Raw genomic sequence first — 15,121 nt, forward strand, 5'->3', positions numbered from 1 at the left:
CTTAAGCTCGTGGCCATGACTGACGTCTACGAAGTAATGCCGCAAGGCACACGTGCTGAGCTGCTCCAGCAGATCAAGGACAAGGCCGTGGTGCACGGCAAGGTGACCCTCTCCTCGGGTCTGGAGGCCGACTACTACATCGACCTGCGCCGGATCACCCTGGACGGCGAGGCCGCCCCGCTGGTCGGTCAGGTCATGCTCGACCTGACCGCCGACCTCGACTTCGACTGCGTCGGCGGTCTCACCCTGGGCGCCGACCCGGTCGCCACCTCGATGCTGCACGCTTCCGCCGCGCGCGGTCAGCGGCTGGACGCCTTCGTGGTCCGCAAGGCCCAGAAGGCGCACGGCATGCAGCGCCGTATCGAAGGCGCCGAGGTCAAGGGCCGCCGCTGCCTGGTCGTCGAGGACACCTCGACCACCGGCGGCTCCCCGCTGACCGCCGTCGAGGCGGTCCGCGAGGCGGGCGGCGAGGTCGTCGCGGTCGCCACCATCGTGGACCGGGGAGCGGCCAAGGCCATCGCGGACGCGGGCCTGCCGTACCTGACCGGATACCAGCTGGCGGACCTTGATCTCGCCTGAGGCGAACGCGCGCAAGTGGTGACCTAGGTCCCGCCGTGACGGGCTGAACCGCTGTGACCTGCGGTTTCCTCAAAGGCCGGAGTGTTTCACGTGAAACACTCCGGCCTTTGCGCAGTGCGGGGCGCACGAGGTCGGGGTCCGCCGGGGTGGAGTCCCGTGAAGAGTCTGGAAAGATGGGCGACGACGATGACGTCGCCCCCAGGTCAGGGACCAGCACGCACACCCGCATATCCCAAGGAGCGGACAGATGCCCATCGCAACCCCCGAGGTCTACGCCCAGATGCTCGACCGGGCGAAGGCAGGCAAGTTTGCCTACCCGGCGATCAATGTGACCTCGACCCAGACCCTGCACGCTGCGCTGCGCGGCTTCGCGGAGGCCGAGAGCGACGGCATCATCCAGATCTCCACGGGTGGTGCGGAGTTCCTGGGTGGCCAGCACAACAAGGACATGGTGACCGGCGCGGTCGCCCTGGCCGAGTTCGCGCACATCGTCGCCAAGAAGTACGACGTCACCGTCGCGCTGCACACGGACCACTGCCCCAAGGACAAGCTGGACACGTACGTCCGTCCGCTGCTGGAGATCTCCGCCGAGCGCGTCGCGCGCGGTGAGAACCCGCTGTTCCAGTCCCACATGTGGGACGGCTCCGCCGAGACCCTCGCCGACAACCTGGCCATCGGCCAGGAGCTGCTCGCGAAGGCCGCCGCCGCCAAGATCATCCTTGAGGTCGAGATCACCCCGACCGGCGGCGAGGAGGACGGCGTCAGCCACGAGATCAACGACGAGCTGTACACCACCGTCGACGACGCGCTGCGCACCGCCGAGGCGCTGGGTCTGGGCGAGAAGGGCCGCTACCTGCTGGCCGCCTCGTTCGGCAACGTCCACGGCGTCTACAAGCCGGGCAACGTCGTGCTGCGTCCGGAGCTCCTCAAGGACCTCCAGGAGGGCGTCGGCTCCAAGTACGGCAAGACCTCCCCGTTCGACTTCGTCTTCCACGGCGGCTCGGGCTCCACGGCCGAGGAGATCGCCACCGCGCTGGAGAACGGCGTCGTGAAGATGAACCTCGACACCGACACCCAGTACGCCTTCACGCGTCCGGTCGTGGACCACATGTTCCGCAACTACGACGCGGTGCTGAAGGTCGACGGCGAGGTCGGCACCAAGTCGAAGTACGACCCCCGCACCTGGGGCAAGGCCGCCGAGGCGGGCATGGCGGCGCGCGTGGTCGAGGCGTGTGCGGCGCTGCGTTCCACCGGCACCAAGATGAAGTAACCCTCCGGGGCCGCCTGTGCGGGCCCGGTCCGGCCTCCTTCCGAGGGGGCGGGGCCGGGCCCGTTCGCGTGCTGCCTTCCCCTCGCTTCCGACCCGTCTGTCATCCGTCCTGCCGCCGACTGGCCGCCGGGTGCGGAACCGGGGAGCATCCAGTTATGGCCGATACCGCGGGCGGGCTCAGGACCGGGACGGCGAGCGGGCGCTGGGTGCTGCTGACGACCGTTCTCGGATCCAGCATGGCGATGCTGGACTCGACGATCGTCAATGTCGCGCTGCCGCGCATCGGGCAGGACCTGGACGCGGATCTCGCCGGGCTGCAGTGGACGGTCAACGCGTACATGCTCACCCTGGCGGGGCTGATCCTGCTGGGCGGCGCTCTCGGCGACCGCTACGGCCGGCGGAAGGTGTTCGTCATCGGGGTGGTGTGGTTCGCCGCCGCCTCGCTGCTGTGCGGGCTGGCGCCGAACGCGGGGGTGCTGGTGGCCGCCCGCGCCCTGCAAGGTGTCGGCGGGGCGCTGCTCACGCCCGGTTCGCTCGCCCTCATCCAGGCGTCCTTCCACCCGGACGACCGGGCGAAGGCGGTCGGTCTGTGGTCCGGTCTCGGCGGGATCGGGGCGGCGATCGGTCCTTTCCTGGGCGGCTGGCTGGTGGACGGGCCCGGCTGGCGGTGGGCGTTCCTGCTCAATGTGCCGCTGGCGGCCGTCTGTGTGCCGGTCGCGCTGCGGCACGTACCGGAGTCGAGGGATCCGCAGGCGCACGGCCGGTTCGATGTGCTGGGGGCGGTGCTGGCGGCCCTCGCGCTGGGCCTGGTGACGTACGCGCTGATCGAGGCGCCCGCGCTCGGGATGTCGTCGCCGCTGGTCATCGGGTGTGCGGTGCTGGGGGTGCTGGTGGCGGGGGCGTTCCTGTACGTGGAGCGGACCCGGGCCGATCCGATGATGCCGCTCACCCTCTTCGCGTCCCGGCAGTTCACCGCCATCAATGTCGTGACGCTGTGCGTGTACGCGGCGTTCAGCGGCTTCTTCTTCCTGACCGCGCTGCAATTGCAGGTGGTGGTCGGCTACTCGGCCCTCCAAGCGGGCACCGCACTCCTGCCGACGACCGTACTGATGCTGTTCCTGTCCGCCCGTTCCGGCCAACTGGCCCAGCGGATCGGGCCGCGCCTGCCACTCACGGTGGGTCCACTGCTGTGCGCGGCGGGAATGCTGCTGATGCTCCGGGTGGGGGAGGGGGCGTCGTACGTCGGTGAGGTGCTGCCCGCGGTGGTGGTGATGGGCATGGGGATGGTCACCCTGGTCGCGCCGCTCACCGCCACCGTGCTGGCCTCGGTCGACAACGGGCGGGCCGGGCTGGCCTCCGGCATCAATAACGCGGCGGCCCGTGCCGCCGGACTTGTCGCGGTCGCGGCGCTGCCGCTGCTGGCGGGGATGGGGCCGGAGGCGTACAGGTCGGCGGCGGAGTTCGGGGCGACGTTCCGGCGGGCGATGCCGATGTGCGCGGGGGTGCTGGTGCTGGGGGCGCTGATCGCGGTGACGACGGTACGGAATCCGAGGGCGGGGGCCGATACGCCGGAGTGCCGCACGCACTGCGGGGTGGCGGCGCCACCACTGGAACCGGAGCGGGCGCCGGGGCAACGGGGACAGTCGGGCCGGGAGTCGCGGTAGCGGCGTCGGCCGGTCCGCCGGGCAGGCAGACTTAGGGCATGGCTATTCACCAGGACCTGCTCGGGGGACCGCCCCCGACCCATCTGCCCGACGACCCGGAGCCGCGCGAGCTGCTCGCTTCCGGCACCGCGCCGACCGATGTCGCCGCGAAGTACCCGGCGTCCTCGCTCGTGTGGGCGCAGCTCGCCGACGACGCCTTCGACAAGGGCAACGTCGTCGAGTCGTACGCGTACGCGCGGACCGGCTACCACCGGGGTCTCGACTCGCTGCGCCGTGCGGGCTGGAAGGGCTTCGGCCCGGTGCCGTGGGAGCACGAGCCGAACCGTGGGTTCCTGCGCGCGCTGCACGCGCTGGCGCGCGCCTCGCAGTCGATCGGCGACCAGGAGGAGTACGAGCGCTGCTCGACGTTCCTGCGGGACTCGTCGGCGGCGGCGGCGGACACGCTGGGCTGAGACGAGTACAGGGCGCGGCCCCGGGCCTCTTGGGCGTCGGGGCTGCCCCCCTCGTCGGGGCCGCCCCCCCGTGGGGGCCCGGCCGACACGCGGGCCCGGGTCGCGGGCCCCGGCCCCAGCCCCGTACGCCTGTACGATCTCTCGCGACCGCAGCAATGATCGTGACCGGCGCCGAGGCACCCCGCCCCGCTCCCCCCACCCGCCGGAGACACCGAACCGGGGGAGAGCTCTGCAGTGGGCCAGCGTGATGGACGCCGAACGAGAGCCCCGTACGACACCGGGCACGGGACCAGGCTCACCCGCCGCGGCCGCGCCCTGGTGGCCGTGCTGTGCCTGGCCGTCCTGCTCGGCGGCGGCAGCCTCGCCTGGGCCGCCTGGCAGAACGGCGGCGACCCCGTCCGGCTCCCCTGGACCGACGGGGGCAAACCCAAGGTGCCCGTCGCCGAAAGCCCCGGCGATGCCTCCGAAAGTCCGGGCGAGGTCTCCGAGAGCCCGCCCAGCCGCAAGCGCGACGAGTCCTCCGTTCCGCGCGCCGGCACCGGCACCTTCGCCACCGCCCGCCTCACCGGCACCCCCGTGGGCACCGGCACCCTCCGCCGCTACCAGGTACAGGTCGAGAACGGCAGCGGCATCGCCCCCGACCAGGCCGCCACCGAGATCCAGGCCATCGTCGCCCACCCCGAGGGCTGGGCCAGGAACGGTCGCGGGCGTTTCCAACTCGTCGCCGAAGCACCCGACTTCGTGATCCGGATCGCCTCCCCCGACACCGCCGACAAGCTCTGTGGCGAGGCAGGACTGGACACCGAGGGCGAGCTCAACTGCGAGACGGGCAAGGGCGTGGTGGTCAATCTGCGCCGCTGGGTGCTGGGCTCACCACAGTTCGCGGGGACCCCGGCGACGTACCGCCACCTGATCATCAACCACGAGCTGGGTCATGCCCTCGGCCTCGGCCACCTCGGCTGCCCGGGGCCCGGCCGCCCCGCGCCGGTCATGATGCAGCAGATCAAGGGCCTGGAAGGCTGCCGCTCCAACGCCTGGCCATTCGACGCGAACCGGACGTATCTCTCGGGCCCCGCCCTCTGAGAGGCCTCCCGGCGGGCCCCGGACTATGCTGCGCAGCAGGGGACCGGGGCTCCGTATTCCTAGCAGGAAGGGGCGGACCGCTACCTGGAAGTTCGTTTCGAGGAGCATGCGATGACGCACACCCCCGAGGCCCCCGGAAGCGAAGGTTCGGAGACGCCGAACCTCGATTTCGCGGGCACCACACCGTACGAGGACTATGTCCAGGCGGACGTCCTCACGCACCTCCAGCACCCTCTCTCCGACGACCCCGGCGAGATGGTCTTCCTGGTCACCACCCAGGTCATGGAGCTGTGGTTCACGGTCATAGTCCACGAGTGGGAGACCGCCGCGGCCGCGCTGCGCGAGGAGCGGATCCCCGTCGCACTGGACGCCCTGAAGCGCTCCACCCGTGAGCTGGAGGCACTGAACGCCTCCTGGAAGCCGCTCGCCAACCTGACCCCCGCGCAGTTCAACTCCTACCGCAGCGCGCTCGGCGAGGGCTCCGGATTCCAGTCCGCGATGTACCGGCGGCTGGAGTTCCTGCTCGGCGACAAGGCCGCGTCCATGCTGGTCCCGCACCGGGGCGCCCCGCGCGTCCACGACGAGCTGGAGAAGGCGCTGCACCAGCCCAGCCTGTACGACGAGGTGCTCAGGCTCCTCGCCCGGCGCGGTCTGCCCGTGCCCGAGGCGGTCCTGGAGCGCGATCTCTCGCAGAAGTACGAGCCCTCGGCCGAGGTCGAAGCGGTCTGGGCGCAGGTGTACGGCACCGAGGAGATCGGGGTGGGGCGGGAGGAACTCGTCGTACTCGGCGAGGCGTTGACCGAGGTCGGCGAACTCGTCTGGCGATGGCGCAACGACCACCTGGTGGCCACCCGCCGCGCGATGGGCTCCAAGGTCGGCACCGGCGGCTCGGCCGGCGTGGCCTGGCTGGAGAAGCGGGCACGGAAGAACGTGTTCCCCGAACTGTGGACGGCGCGCAGCTATGTCTGAGACGGCAGCTATGTCCGAGACGGCAGACAGGTCCGGGACGGCAGACAGGTCCGAGTCCTGTGAGAACAGGGCCAGGACCCTGGACGCGGCCGATGAACTGGCCGAGTTCCGCGAGCTGTTCGCCCTTCCCGAGGGCATCACCTACCTTGACGGGAACTCGCTGGGCGCCCTCCCGCGCTCCGTCCCCGGACGGCTCCAGGAGGTGGCCGCCCACGAGTGGGGCGAGCTGCTGATCCGGTCCTGGGACGAGAGCGGCTGGTGGACGGCACCGGAACGGATCGGCGATCTGATCGCTCCCGTCGTCGGTGCGGCGCCGGGCCAGATCGTGGTCGGCGACTCCACCAGCGTCAATGTCTTCAAGGCGCTGGTGGGCGCGGTACGGCTGGTCTCCCAGGACGATGACCTCAGCCGCGACGAGATCCTGGTCGACGCGACGACCTTCCCCACCGACGGCTATATCGCCGAGTCCGCCGCCAGGATGACCGGCCGCACCCTGCGCCCGGTCCGCCCGGAGGAGGTGCGCGACGCCCTCGGCCCGCGTACCGCCTGCGTACTCCTCAACCACGTCGACTACCGGTCGGGCCGCCTGCACGACCTGCCCGGACTGACCGCCGCCATCCATGACGCGGGCGCCCTCGCCGTCTGGGACCTGTGCCACAGCGCGGGCGCACTCCCCGTCGGGCTGGACGAACACGGCGTGGACCTGGCCGTCGGCTGTACCTACAAGTACCTGAACGGCGGCCCCGGTTCGCCCGCGTACCTGTACGTCGCGGCCCGCCACCAGGACCGTTTCGACTCACCGCTCCCCGGCTGGACCGGGCACGCCAACCCCTTCGGGATGACACCGGACTTCACTCCGGCCGACGGGGCGACGCGCGGCCGGGTCGGCACCCCCGACATCCTCTCCATGCTGGCGCTCGAAGCGTCCCTGGAGGTCTGGGGCGGGGTCGCCATCGACTCCGTACGAGCGAAGTCCCTGGCGCTGACGGACTTCTTCGTGGAGTGCGTGGAGCGGTACGTCCCCGAGGGGCGCGTCGAGCTGGTCACCCCGCGTGCGCACGGCGAACGGGGCAGCCAGATCGCGTTGCGCTGCCCGGACGCCGGGGACGTGATGCGGGAACTCATCAAGCGGGGCGTGATCGGGGACTTCCGTCACCCGGATGTGCTGCGCTTCGGGTTCACGCCGCTGTACGTCGGGTTCGGTGACGTGGAGCGGGCGGCCAGGGTGCTCGCTGAAGTGCTGTAGCGCGTGCACGGAGCGTGGCCACGTCGGAGGGAACGGTTCCCGGCGTGGCCACGCGTGCGCAAAGTGGCTGGTAGCGTCCCCGCTGAATGATCCACATCAAGTGATCCGCTGGGATGTTTCACGTGAAACATCGGCCCGGCGCGGTGTTTCACGTGAAACATCGGTCCGTGTGAACACCCCAGCAGTGCCCGGAGGTTGAAGCCGTATGCCGAGCTTGCCGAGCAGTGCGCCGTCGCCCGACGAGCCGCCCGAGCACCCGCCCGTCGCGCCGGACAGCAGTGCCGCATACGGCGAACACCCCGATCAGGTCATTGACTTCTACGCCCCGAAGGGCGAACGCGGCGGCGCCGCACCGCTGGTGGTGGTCCTGCACGGGGGCGCCTGGCGGGCCCCCTACGACCGGCAGCACATCACCCCGTTCGCCGATCTCCTCGCCCGGCGCGGCTTCGCGGTCGCCAATGTGGAGTACCGGCGCGGGAGTTCGCTGCCGCACCAGGGGGCCGACGGTCCGGTCGCGGGCCGCTGGCCGGAGACCTTCGACGACATCGCCACCGCCCTGGACGCCCTCCCGCAACTGGTCAAGGAGGCGCTGCCCGAGGCGGACGTCCGGCGCACCGTGCTGACCGGACACTCGGCGGGCGGCCAGCTCGCCCTGTGGGCCGCCGCCCGGCACGTACTCCCGGAGGGCTCCCCCTGGCGGCTGCCGTCCCCGCCGCCGCTGCGGGGCGTGGTCGCCCTCGCCCCGATCGCGGACTTCGCGACGGCGGTCGAGAGGGGGGTGTGCGGGGGAGCGGTGACCGAACTCCTCGGCGGCGACGGCTCGTACGAGGAACGCCTCGCGTACGCCGACCCGTCCGCCCTCCTCCCCACCGGTATCGCCACCACCGTCGTGCAGGGCCGCACCGACACCACCGTTCCGCACGAGGTGTCGGAGGCGTACGCGGACGCGGCGGCCAAGGCGGGCGAGGTGGTCGGCCTGACCCTGCTCGAAGACGTCGGCCACTTCCCGCTGATCGACCCGGCGGCGGACGCGTGCGCGGTGGTGGCGGAGGAGATCGCGCAGCTCGCGTACTGAGCGGGGGTGGAGTGCGGGTAGTACTTGGGACGGACACCGAAGGTCGGTGACACGGGGGACGACCCGGGGCCCGTGCGTCCTTACCGTGGGGGTATGACCAAGACCCAGTCCCGGATGAGTGGCAGTCCGGAAGCCGAGCTGTTGAAGCGCATGGTGGCGAACCTGCGCGAGGACCTGCTGCGGGACCCGCTCGCCTACCGGCCGCTGGCACCGCTGTCGACGGACCGTCCCGTGGCGCGCGCGCTGCCCGGCCCGCTGCGCACGTTCGTCTCGCGGCTGCCGCACGGTCTTGTGCTGCTGACGGCGGTGATCACGTTCATCGTCGCCTTCACCTACGCGGGCACCGACGCGGCCGATCTCCAGTTCCTCTTCATCGGGCTGGTCTGCGCGGGCGCGGTGGCGCTCACCCTGGTGCGGCCGATGGCGGCATGGTGGCTGTCGGTGCTGGCGGTGCCCTTCGCGCGGGTGGTGGACCCGGGGGCGGGCGGGGGCCCATGGGTGCCCGCCACCGCCGTGATGCAGTTGGCGGTGATCGCCGTGGTCACGGCGCGGACCCGGGCCCGTACGGCGGCCCAGATGTGGGTGTGCCTGCTGCTGCTCGCAGTGGTACTCAACCCCACCTCGCAGCATCCGAACTCAGCCCCGATGCTGGTCGGCTCCGGCGTCCTGCTGCTCCTCGTGAGCGTGGTCCGCATCCGCCTGGACGCCACCCGTGAGGTCGTCGCCCAGAAGTCCGTGACCGCCGTGGAGCGTGAGCGTCGCACCCTGCTCGAAGAGCGCACCACCATCGCCCGTGAGCTGCACGACGTGGTCGCACACCACATGTCGGTGGTGGCGATCCAGGCGGAGGCCGCGCAGTACCGGGTGGAGAACCCGCCGCCGGAACTCCAGGCCGCGTTCGTCACCATCCGGGAGAACGCGGTGGCCGCGCTCACCGAGCTGCGCCGGGTGCTGGGCGTCGTACGGGCCGCCGACTACGAGGCCCCGGACGCCCCGCAGCCCACCCTGGACGACCTGCCCAAGCTGGTCGCCAATGTGCGTGACGCGGGCCTGGAGGTCGAGCACGTCACCACGGGTGCGGTCCGGGCGCTGCCGCAGGGCGTGGAGCTGTCGGCGTACCGGATCGTCCAGGAGGCGCTGAGCAATGTGCTGCGGCACGCGCCGGGTGCGCGGGCGCGGGTGGAGGTGAGCCATGTGCTCGGCGGGCTCGGGCTGCGGGTGATCAACGGCCCCGCGACCGGTGAGGCGCGGCCGTCGGCGGGGTCGGGGCACGGGCTGACCGGGATGCGTGAGCGGATCGGGATGCTGAACGGGGAGATGACGGCGGAGGCGACTGCGGACGGGGGCTTCGAGGTGACGGTGTTCGTACCTGTGCAGGGGGGCGGGGCGGCGGCGCATGGCTCCGATCCGGTGCAGGGCTCCGCTCCGGCAACGGGCTCCGCTCCGGCGAAGGTCTCCGTTCCGGTGCAGGGCTCCGTTCCCGCGCAGGCGCGGGGGGCGGAAAGCCCGGTGCCGGCCGCCCCCGCTACCCTCGGCGGCCCCGCCCCGATCGACCTCACCAAGGACAGCGCCTCATGACGACGACCGCCCCGCCCATCCGTGTCCTGATCGTCGACGACCAGATGATGGTGCGCGAGGGCTTCTCCGTCCTGCTGAACGCGATGCCCGGCATCGAGGTCGTCGGCGAGGCGGTCGACGGGCGGCAGGCGATCGCGCAGGTGGCCGCCCTCGGGCCGGACGTCGTTCTGATGGACATCCGGATGCCCGAGCTGAACGGCATCGAGGCGACCCGGGAGATCGTCGCCGCCGACGCGGACGCGAAGGTGCTTGTGCTGACCACCTTCGACCTGGACGAGTACGTGTACCAGGCGCTGCGCGCGGGCGCGTCCGGCTTTCTGCTGAAGGACGCCTCGGCGCTCCAACTCGCGGAAGGGGTACGCGTGGTGGCCTCCGGGGAGGCACTTCTCGCGCCGACCGTCACCAAGCGGCTGATCACCGAGTTCGCCAAGCAGGCGGACATGCCCAGGCCACGAGGGCTCGACCAGTTCGGCGAGCTGACCGAGCGCGAGACGGAGGTGCTGGTTCTCATCGCCCAGGGGCTGTCCAACGGGGAGATCGCCTCGAACCTGTTCGTCGCAGAGTCGACCATCAAGACCCATGTCAGCCGGATCCTGGTGAAGCTGGGACTGCGGGACCGGACCCAGGCGGCGGTCTTCGCGTACGAGGCGAGGCTGGTGACACCGGGGTAGGGCCGCCCGGGGTGCCCCTGCGAGCATGGCTCTCATGACCACCCACGATGACCGCGACTCCCTCCTCGCCGAAGCCGTCGCCCTGCGCACGGCGGACCGCACTGAGGAGGCACGTGAACGCCTGCTCGTGCTGTCCGCACGCTTTCCGGCGGACGCGGAGATCGCCTATCAGACGGCCTGGGCGCACGACCGGCTCGGTCTGGAGGCGGAGGCCGCACCCTTCTACGAGGTGTGTCTCAAGGGCGATTTGGGCCGGGAGGACCGCCTCGGCGCGTTCATCGGCCTCGGTAGTACCTACCGGATTCTTGGCCGGTACGAGGAAGCCGTCGCCACTCTGCGCTCGGGCCTTGCCGAATTCCCTGCGGACGGTGCACTTCGCACCTTTCTTGCGATGGCGCTGTACAACGTGGCTGAGTCGCACGAGGCCATGCAGCTTCTTCTCGGCCTCCTGGCGGAGAGCAGCGAGGACCCGGGGGTGCGGCGGTACCGCCCGGCCATCGAGTACTACGCACGCGACCTGACGGAAACGGTCTGAGGCGGGCGCCTGGGGGTGAACCGGTGGCGTGGGTGGGCCGGGGTGGGTGGGGTGCGACTCCGTCGGGGGCCGCCCCCTTGCCCGCCCGTTCCGCCCCCGGGGGGCGGCCCCGCCGCCCAAGGCGACGGCGGCACAGCAGGAGGGTGGCCCCGCCGCCCAAGGCGACGGCGGCACAGCAGGGGGGGCGGCCCCGCCGCCCAAGTGGGTGGCGGTATGGCGGGGAGGGGACGCGGCCCCGCCGTCCGAGCGGGCTACCGGGGGAGGGGCTTACCCCACGTCCCGCCTTCGCAGCCCCGTCAGGCCACCGCCCACCAGCACCGCCGCCAGCCCGGCAAGGATCCCTACGGCTCCCCACTCCATGTCCGCGCCCGGCAGCTTCGGGAGGTGGCCGAAGGGGGAGAGGTTCATTGCTGTCTGGGGGAGGTTCAGGGCTGGGCCGATCCAGCCCAGGGCCAGGCAGACGCCCACCACGCCCCAACTTGCCGCCGCCGCGCGGGGAAACGCCCCGTAGAGCAGCACCGTCACCCCGCCCAGCACCCAGATCGCCGGCAGCTGCACCAGCGCCGCGCCGAGCACCGGACCGAAGTCCTGGCCGTACCCGAGCGCCAGCCCGAGGCCGCCGGCCAGCATCAGCAGCACCGCGCCGCCGAAGGCGATCACCAGATGTCCGGCCGCCCACCGGAGCCGTCCGACGGCGCCCGCCAGGACCGGTTCGGCCCGCTGTGAGGTCTCCTCGCCGTGCAACCGCAGGACGGAGGCGACGACGTACAGTGCCGCGACCATCCCGAGCATGCCGACCATCGCGGCCAGGAAGGCCTCGCTGAGGCCCTGTTGGCCGCCCATCCGCTGGAAGATCTCCTTGGTCTGCTCATTGCCCGCGACCAGGTCACCGACCCCACCGGTCATTCCGCCGAACAGCACTCCGGCCGCCAGGAATCCCAGCGTCCAGCCCAGCACGCTGCCGCGCTGCAACCGCCAGGCCAGCCCGTACGCCGTCGAAATGCGCCCCGCAGCGGGTCCCGGCCGGGTCGCCAGGAAGCTCATCCCGACATCCCGCCGCCCCGAAAGCACCCGGGCCCCCGCCATCAGCGCGAGCGACGCGACCAGCAGCAACCCCACCAGCCACCACCGCTCCCCGGCGTACGGCCTGACGTTCTCCGCCCACCCCAGCGGCGAGACCCAGTTCAGCACCGAGGAAGCGTCCTGGGTCCCCGCATCCCCGGCCGCCCGCAGCGCGAAGGCCGCCCCGAGCACCGCCGCCGTCAGCCCCTTCGCCAGCCGTGCGCTCTCGGTGAGCTGCGCCATCACGGCCGCCACCCCCGCGAAGAACGCCCCGCTCGACGCGATCGCCAGCCCCAGCGCCAGCGAGCCCGCCGTGTCCCCGGTGGCGGAGGCGAGCCCACCGGTCACGAGCAGCGCGACCACCGCGTTCGCGAGCAGCGCGGCGATCAGCGCCGCCGCCAACGGTGCGTGCCGCCCGATCCGGGCCGCCGACAGCATCTCCTGCCGCCCGGTCTCCTCTTCCTCCCTGGTGTGCCGTACGACGATGATCAGGCTCATCGCCCCGGCCAGCGCCGCCGCGAACACCCCGAACCGCCAGGCCACCAGCCCGCCCACCGACGGGTCGAAGACCGGACCGTACAGCGCGCGCAGCGAGCCGTTGGACGCCATCGAGGCGGCGGCACTCGCCCGCTCCTGCGCAGTGTCGTACAGCGACTTGATCGTCCCCGCCCCACTGCTGACCATCACCCCCAGCACCAGCACCCACACCGGCATCATCACCCGGTCCCGGCGCAGCGCCAGCCGCAACAGGGTCGCGGTTCCGGTGAGTTGAGAGGACTCCGTACGCACGCGGGGACCCGCCGCGACGGCGGTCATCGCGCCGCCACCTCCTGCCGCTGCTGGGCGCCCTCCTCGCCGTAATGCCGCATGAACAGCTCCTCCAGGGTCGGCGGGGAACTGGTCAGGGACCGCACACCGGACGCGGTGAGGGCTCCGAGCACGGCGTCCAGCTTGTCGGTGTCGACCTGGAGGCGGACCCGCGTGCCCTGTACGTCGACGTCGTGGACCCCGGGCAGGGAGGCGATCCCGTTCGGCGCGGAGGCCAGTTCGGCCGTGATCGAGGTGCGGGTGAGATGCCGCAGTTCGGAGAGGGATCCGGTCTCCACCGTCCGCCCTTGCCGGATGATGCTCACCCGGTCGCAGAGCGTCTCCACCTCGCTGAGGATGTGCGAGGACAGCAGCACGGTCCGCCCGGCGTCCCGCGCCTCCTCCACGCACCGCTGGAACACCGACTCCATCAGCGGGTCCAGCCCGCTCGTCGGCTCGTCCAGGATCAGCAGATCGACGTCCCGCGCCGCGAAGGCGGCCACCAGCGCCACCTTCTGCCGGTTCCCCTTCGAGTACGTCCGTCCCTTCTTCGTCGGGTCCAGCTCGAACCGCTCGACGAGGTCCGCCCGGCGCGCCGGATCGAGGCCGCCCCTCAACCGCCCGTACAGGTCGATGACTTCACCCCCCGACAGGTTCCGCCACAGGGTCACATCGCCCGGCACGTACGCGATCCGCCGGTGCAGTTCGACCGAGTCCTGCCAGGGGTCCTGGTCCAGCAGCCGTACGTCGCCCGAGTCGGCGCGCAACAGCCCGAGCAGGACCCGGATGGTGGTGGACTTGCCCGAACCGTTGGGTCCGAGGAAGCCGTGGACCTCGCCCGCCCGTACGTCGAGGTCGAGGCCGTCCAGTGCATGCGTGCGGCCGAAGGACTTGTGCAGCCCGGCCACGCTGATTGCCTTGGTCATGGTTCTGAAAGTACGCTCACTTCACAAATTTGTGAAGTTAAGAAAGCGTATAAACTCCGGTGCAAGGCCGAGCACGGGGAGACGATGAGCCAGTGACCAGCGAGAACACCACCACCAACAGCAGCCCGCACAGTGAGCCGGTGCGCGATGAGGACGTGGTCTCCCGTTTCGTCGAGCGCTTCGCCTCGGAGATGACCGAGGCCGGCATGCAGCGGATGGCGTCCCGGGTCTTCGCCGCCCTGCTGGCCTCCGACAAGGGCGCCCTCAGCTCTCCCGAGCTGGCCGAACAGCTCCGGATCAGCCCCGCCGCCATCTCCGGCGCCGTCCGCTACCTGACCCACGTCAGCATGATCCGCCGCGAACGTGAGCCCGGCACCCGCCGTGACCTCTACCGCCTGCACGACGAACTCTGGTACGAGGCCTTCGGCCGCCGCGACCAGATCATGGTCCGCTGGGAAGCCGTCCTCCTGGAGGGCGCCGAACTCCTCGGCACCGACACCCCGGCCGGCCGCCGCATCGCCGAATCGGCCGAGTTCTTCGCCTTCGTCCAGAAGGAGATCCCCCTGATGATGGACCGCTGGCGCGCCCAGCGGTACGGAAACCCGTCGCCGCCAGCCCCCTAGCGCGCTCATCTGCTGGAGCACCTCGGTGCCCAGTTCAACGCCGAGCGGGTCCCCGCCGCAGACGCGTGACGGTGCCGCCGATGACCGCGCCCGCGCCGAGCAGCAGCGCGAGGTAGCCGACGAACACCGCTGCCTCGGGTTCGGGCGAGTAATCGATGCCGCGGCCGTCCTCGCGCACCGGGTAGAGCTCACCCCTGGCCGTGCCGGACGCCCTCACGATCCCGGTCTCCCACTTGTCGGCAATGAGTAAGTGGTCCCGTGTCGGGTCGCACCAGTGGTCCGCGGTGCGTCGACCGCCGCCCCAAGGGTCGGTCCAGGCGACCCGGCAACCGCCGTCGGCTTCCTCGCTCAGCACGGTCAGATCGACCTGAGGGTCGTCGGGGCCGTTCCGAGGACCGGCCCCCCACACCACTGACGCGGCTCCGAGGGTGGTGGCGGCCACCATCAGCAGCCACCGGAACCGCGGCAGCCGCCACTCGCCGCCCCTCCGGCGCTTGCGGACCCACGCGATCGGCCCTTAGGTTGCGGGTCACCCAACCAGGACGAACGGTCTGCGAGCAGGGTGCGCACCGGCAGCGCGC

15 protein-coding genes are annotated in these 15,121 nt (G+C 71.5%); 12 read left to right on the plus strand and 3 right to left on the minus strand.

Annotation, left to right across the window (positions count from 1 at the left end; all coding sequences use genetic code 11):
* The first annotated feature begins 15 nt into the window (after positions 1–15).
* From pyrE to ACIA73_RS12340, 11 genes are all read left to right on the plus strand, one after another.
* The gene (gene pyrE, locus ACIA73_RS12290) at positions 16–579 is read left to right on the plus strand and encodes an orotate phosphoribosyltransferase (protein ID WP_399438356.1); all 564 of its coding nucleotides are present in this window, start codon (positions 16–18) and stop codon (positions 577–579) included.
* 247 nt (positions 580–826) lie between these two features.
* Positions 827–1,849 (plus strand): class II fructose-bisphosphate aldolase, encoded by a 1,023-nt coding sequence (fbaA, locus tag ACIA73_RS12295; RefSeq protein WP_399438357.1) that lies wholly within the window; start codon positions 827–829, stop codon positions 1,847–1,849.
* 155 nt (positions 1,850–2,004) lie between these two features.
* Complete coding sequence (locus ACIA73_RS12300) at positions 2,005–3,513, plus strand: MFS transporter (protein ID WP_399438358.1); 1,509 nt, start codon at positions 2,005–2,007, stop codon at positions 3,511–3,513.
* 38 nt (positions 3,514–3,551) lie between these two features.
* Positions 3,552–3,965, plus strand: a complete 414-nt coding sequence (locus ACIA73_RS12305) for a DUF3151 domain-containing protein (protein ID WP_399438359.1) — start codon at positions 3,552–3,554, stop codon at positions 3,963–3,965.
* A gap of 234 nt (positions 3,966–4,199) precedes the next feature.
* Positions 4,200–5,048: a DUF3152 domain-containing protein gene (locus ACIA73_RS12310; protein ID WP_399438360.1), complete on the plus strand. Its 849-nt coding sequence runs from the start codon at positions 4,200–4,202 to the stop codon at positions 5,046–5,048.
* A 111-nt stretch (positions 5,049–5,159) separates the two neighbouring features.
* Positions 5,160–6,017 (plus strand): tryptophan 2,3-dioxygenase family protein, encoded by an 858-nt coding sequence (locus ACIA73_RS12315; protein ID WP_399438361.1) that lies wholly within the window; start codon positions 5,160–5,162, stop codon positions 6,015–6,017.
* 10 nt (positions 6,018–6,027) lie between these two features.
* On the plus strand, positions 6,028–7,263 hold the full coding sequence (kynU, locus tag ACIA73_RS12320; RefSeq protein WP_399438362.1) for a kynureninase: 1,236 nt from the start codon (positions 6,028–6,030) through the stop codon (positions 7,261–7,263).
* 205 nt (positions 7,264–7,468) lie between these two features.
* Positions 7,469–8,338, plus strand: coding sequence for an alpha/beta hydrolase family protein (locus ACIA73_RS12325; RefSeq protein WP_399438363.1), 870 nt, complete (start codon positions 7,469–7,471; stop codon positions 8,336–8,338).
* 93 nt (positions 8,339–8,431) lie between these two features.
* On the plus strand, positions 8,432–9,916 hold the full coding sequence (locus ACIA73_RS12330) for a histidine kinase (RefSeq protein ID WP_399438364.1): 1,485 nt from the start codon (positions 8,432–8,434) through the stop codon (positions 9,914–9,916).
* On the plus strand, positions 9,913–10,587 hold the full coding sequence (locus ACIA73_RS12335; protein ID WP_399438365.1) for a response regulator: 675 nt from the start codon (positions 9,913–9,915) through the stop codon (positions 10,585–10,587). The genes ACIA73_RS12330 and ACIA73_RS12335 overlap by 4 nt, the downstream gene beginning before the upstream one ends.
* Before the next feature lie 34 nt (positions 10,588–10,621).
* On the plus strand, positions 10,622–11,122 hold the full coding sequence (locus ACIA73_RS12340; RefSeq protein WP_399438366.1) for a tetratricopeptide repeat protein: 501 nt from the start codon (positions 10,622–10,624) through the stop codon (positions 11,120–11,122).
* Between the two features lie 267 nt (positions 11,123–11,389).
* Here the strand turns inward: ACIA73_RS12340 and ACIA73_RS12345 are convergent, their stop codons facing one another.
* Complete coding sequence (locus ACIA73_RS12345; RefSeq protein ID WP_399438367.1) at positions 11,390–13,000, minus strand: ABC transporter permease; 1,611 nt, start codon at positions 12,998–13,000, stop codon at positions 11,390–11,392.
* Positions 12,997–13,917, minus strand: coding sequence for an ATP-binding cassette domain-containing protein (locus ACIA73_RS12350; protein ID WP_399438368.1), 921 nt, complete (start codon positions 13,915–13,917; stop codon positions 12,997–12,999). The genes ACIA73_RS12345 and ACIA73_RS12350 overlap by 4 nt, the downstream gene beginning before the upstream one ends.
* A 191-nt stretch (positions 13,918–14,108) precedes the next feature.
* Between ACIA73_RS12350 and ACIA73_RS12355 the strand changes: the two genes are divergently transcribed.
* Positions 14,109–14,540 carry a GbsR/MarR family transcriptional regulator gene (locus ACIA73_RS12355; RefSeq protein ID WP_399438585.1) on the plus strand — a complete coding sequence of 144 codons (432 nt, stop codon included), beginning with the start codon at positions 14,109–14,111 and terminating at the stop codon, positions 14,538–14,540.
* Between the two features lie 34 nt (positions 14,541–14,574).
* On the opposite strand, the gene ACIA73_RS12360 is transcribed toward ACIA73_RS12355, so the two are convergent.
* The gene (locus ACIA73_RS12360) at positions 14,575–14,985 is read right to left on the minus strand and encodes a hypothetical protein (protein ID WP_399438369.1); all 411 of its coding nucleotides are present in this window, start codon (positions 14,983–14,985) and stop codon (positions 14,575–14,577) included.
* Positions 14,986–15,121 lie beyond the last annotated feature (136 nt).

Origin of the sequence: Streptomyces sp. NPDC051561 (assembly GCF_044454195.1) — a bacterium.
Taxonomy (GTDB): Bacteria; Actinomycetota; Actinomycetes; order Streptomycetales; family Streptomycetaceae; genus Streptomyces.

Excerpts from the sequence above, each read along its gene's own strand:
- pyrE (WP_399438356.1), top strand. The coding sequence starts at position 16 with ATGACTGACGTCTACGAAGTAATGCCGCAAGGCACACGTGCTGAGCTG.
- fbaA (WP_399438357.1), top strand. The coding sequence starts at position 827 with ATGCCCATCGCAACCCCCGAGGTCTACGCCCAGATGCTCGACCGGGCG.
- ACIA73_RS12300 (WP_399438358.1), top strand. The coding sequence starts at position 2,005 with ATGGCCGATACCGCGGGCGGGCTCAGGACCGGGACGGCGAGCGGGCGC.
- ACIA73_RS12305 (WP_399438359.1), top strand. The coding sequence starts at position 3,552 with ATGGCTATTCACCAGGACCTGCTCGGGGGACCGCCCCCGACCCATCTG.
- ACIA73_RS12315 (WP_399438361.1), top strand. The coding sequence starts at position 5,160 with ATGACGCACACCCCCGAGGCCCCCGGAAGCGAAGGTTCGGAGACGCCG.
- kynU (WP_399438362.1), top strand. The coding sequence starts at position 6,028 with ATGTCCGAGACGGCAGACAGGTCCGGGACGGCAGACAGGTCCGAGTCC.
- ACIA73_RS12325 (WP_399438363.1), top strand. The coding sequence starts at position 7,469 with ATGCCGAGCTTGCCGAGCAGTGCGCCGTCGCCCGACGAGCCGCCCGAG.
- ACIA73_RS12330 (WP_399438364.1), top strand. The coding sequence starts at position 8,432 with ATGACCAAGACCCAGTCCCGGATGAGTGGCAGTCCGGAAGCCGAGCTG.
- ACIA73_RS12335 (WP_399438365.1), top strand. The coding sequence starts at position 9,913 with ATGACGACGACCGCCCCGCCCATCCGTGTCCTGATCGTCGACGACCAG.
- ACIA73_RS12340 (WP_399438366.1), top strand. The coding sequence starts at position 10,622 with ATGACCACCCACGATGACCGCGACTCCCTCCTCGCCGAAGCCGTCGCC.
- ACIA73_RS12345 (WP_399438367.1), bottom strand. The coding sequence starts at position 13,000 with ATGACCGCCGTCGCGGCGGGTCCCCGCGTGCGTACGGAGTCCTCTCAA.
- ACIA73_RS12350 (WP_399438368.1), bottom strand. The coding sequence starts at position 13,917 with ATGACCAAGGCAATCAGCGTGGCCGGGCTGCACAAGTCCTTCGGCCGC.
- ACIA73_RS12355 (WP_399438585.1), top strand. The coding sequence starts at position 14,109 with ATGACCGAGGCCGGCATGCAGCGGATGGCGTCCCGGGTCTTCGCCGCC.
- ACIA73_RS12360 (WP_399438369.1), bottom strand. The coding sequence starts at position 14,985 with ATGGTGGCCGCCACCACCCTCGGAGCCGCGTCAGTGGTGTGGGGGGCC.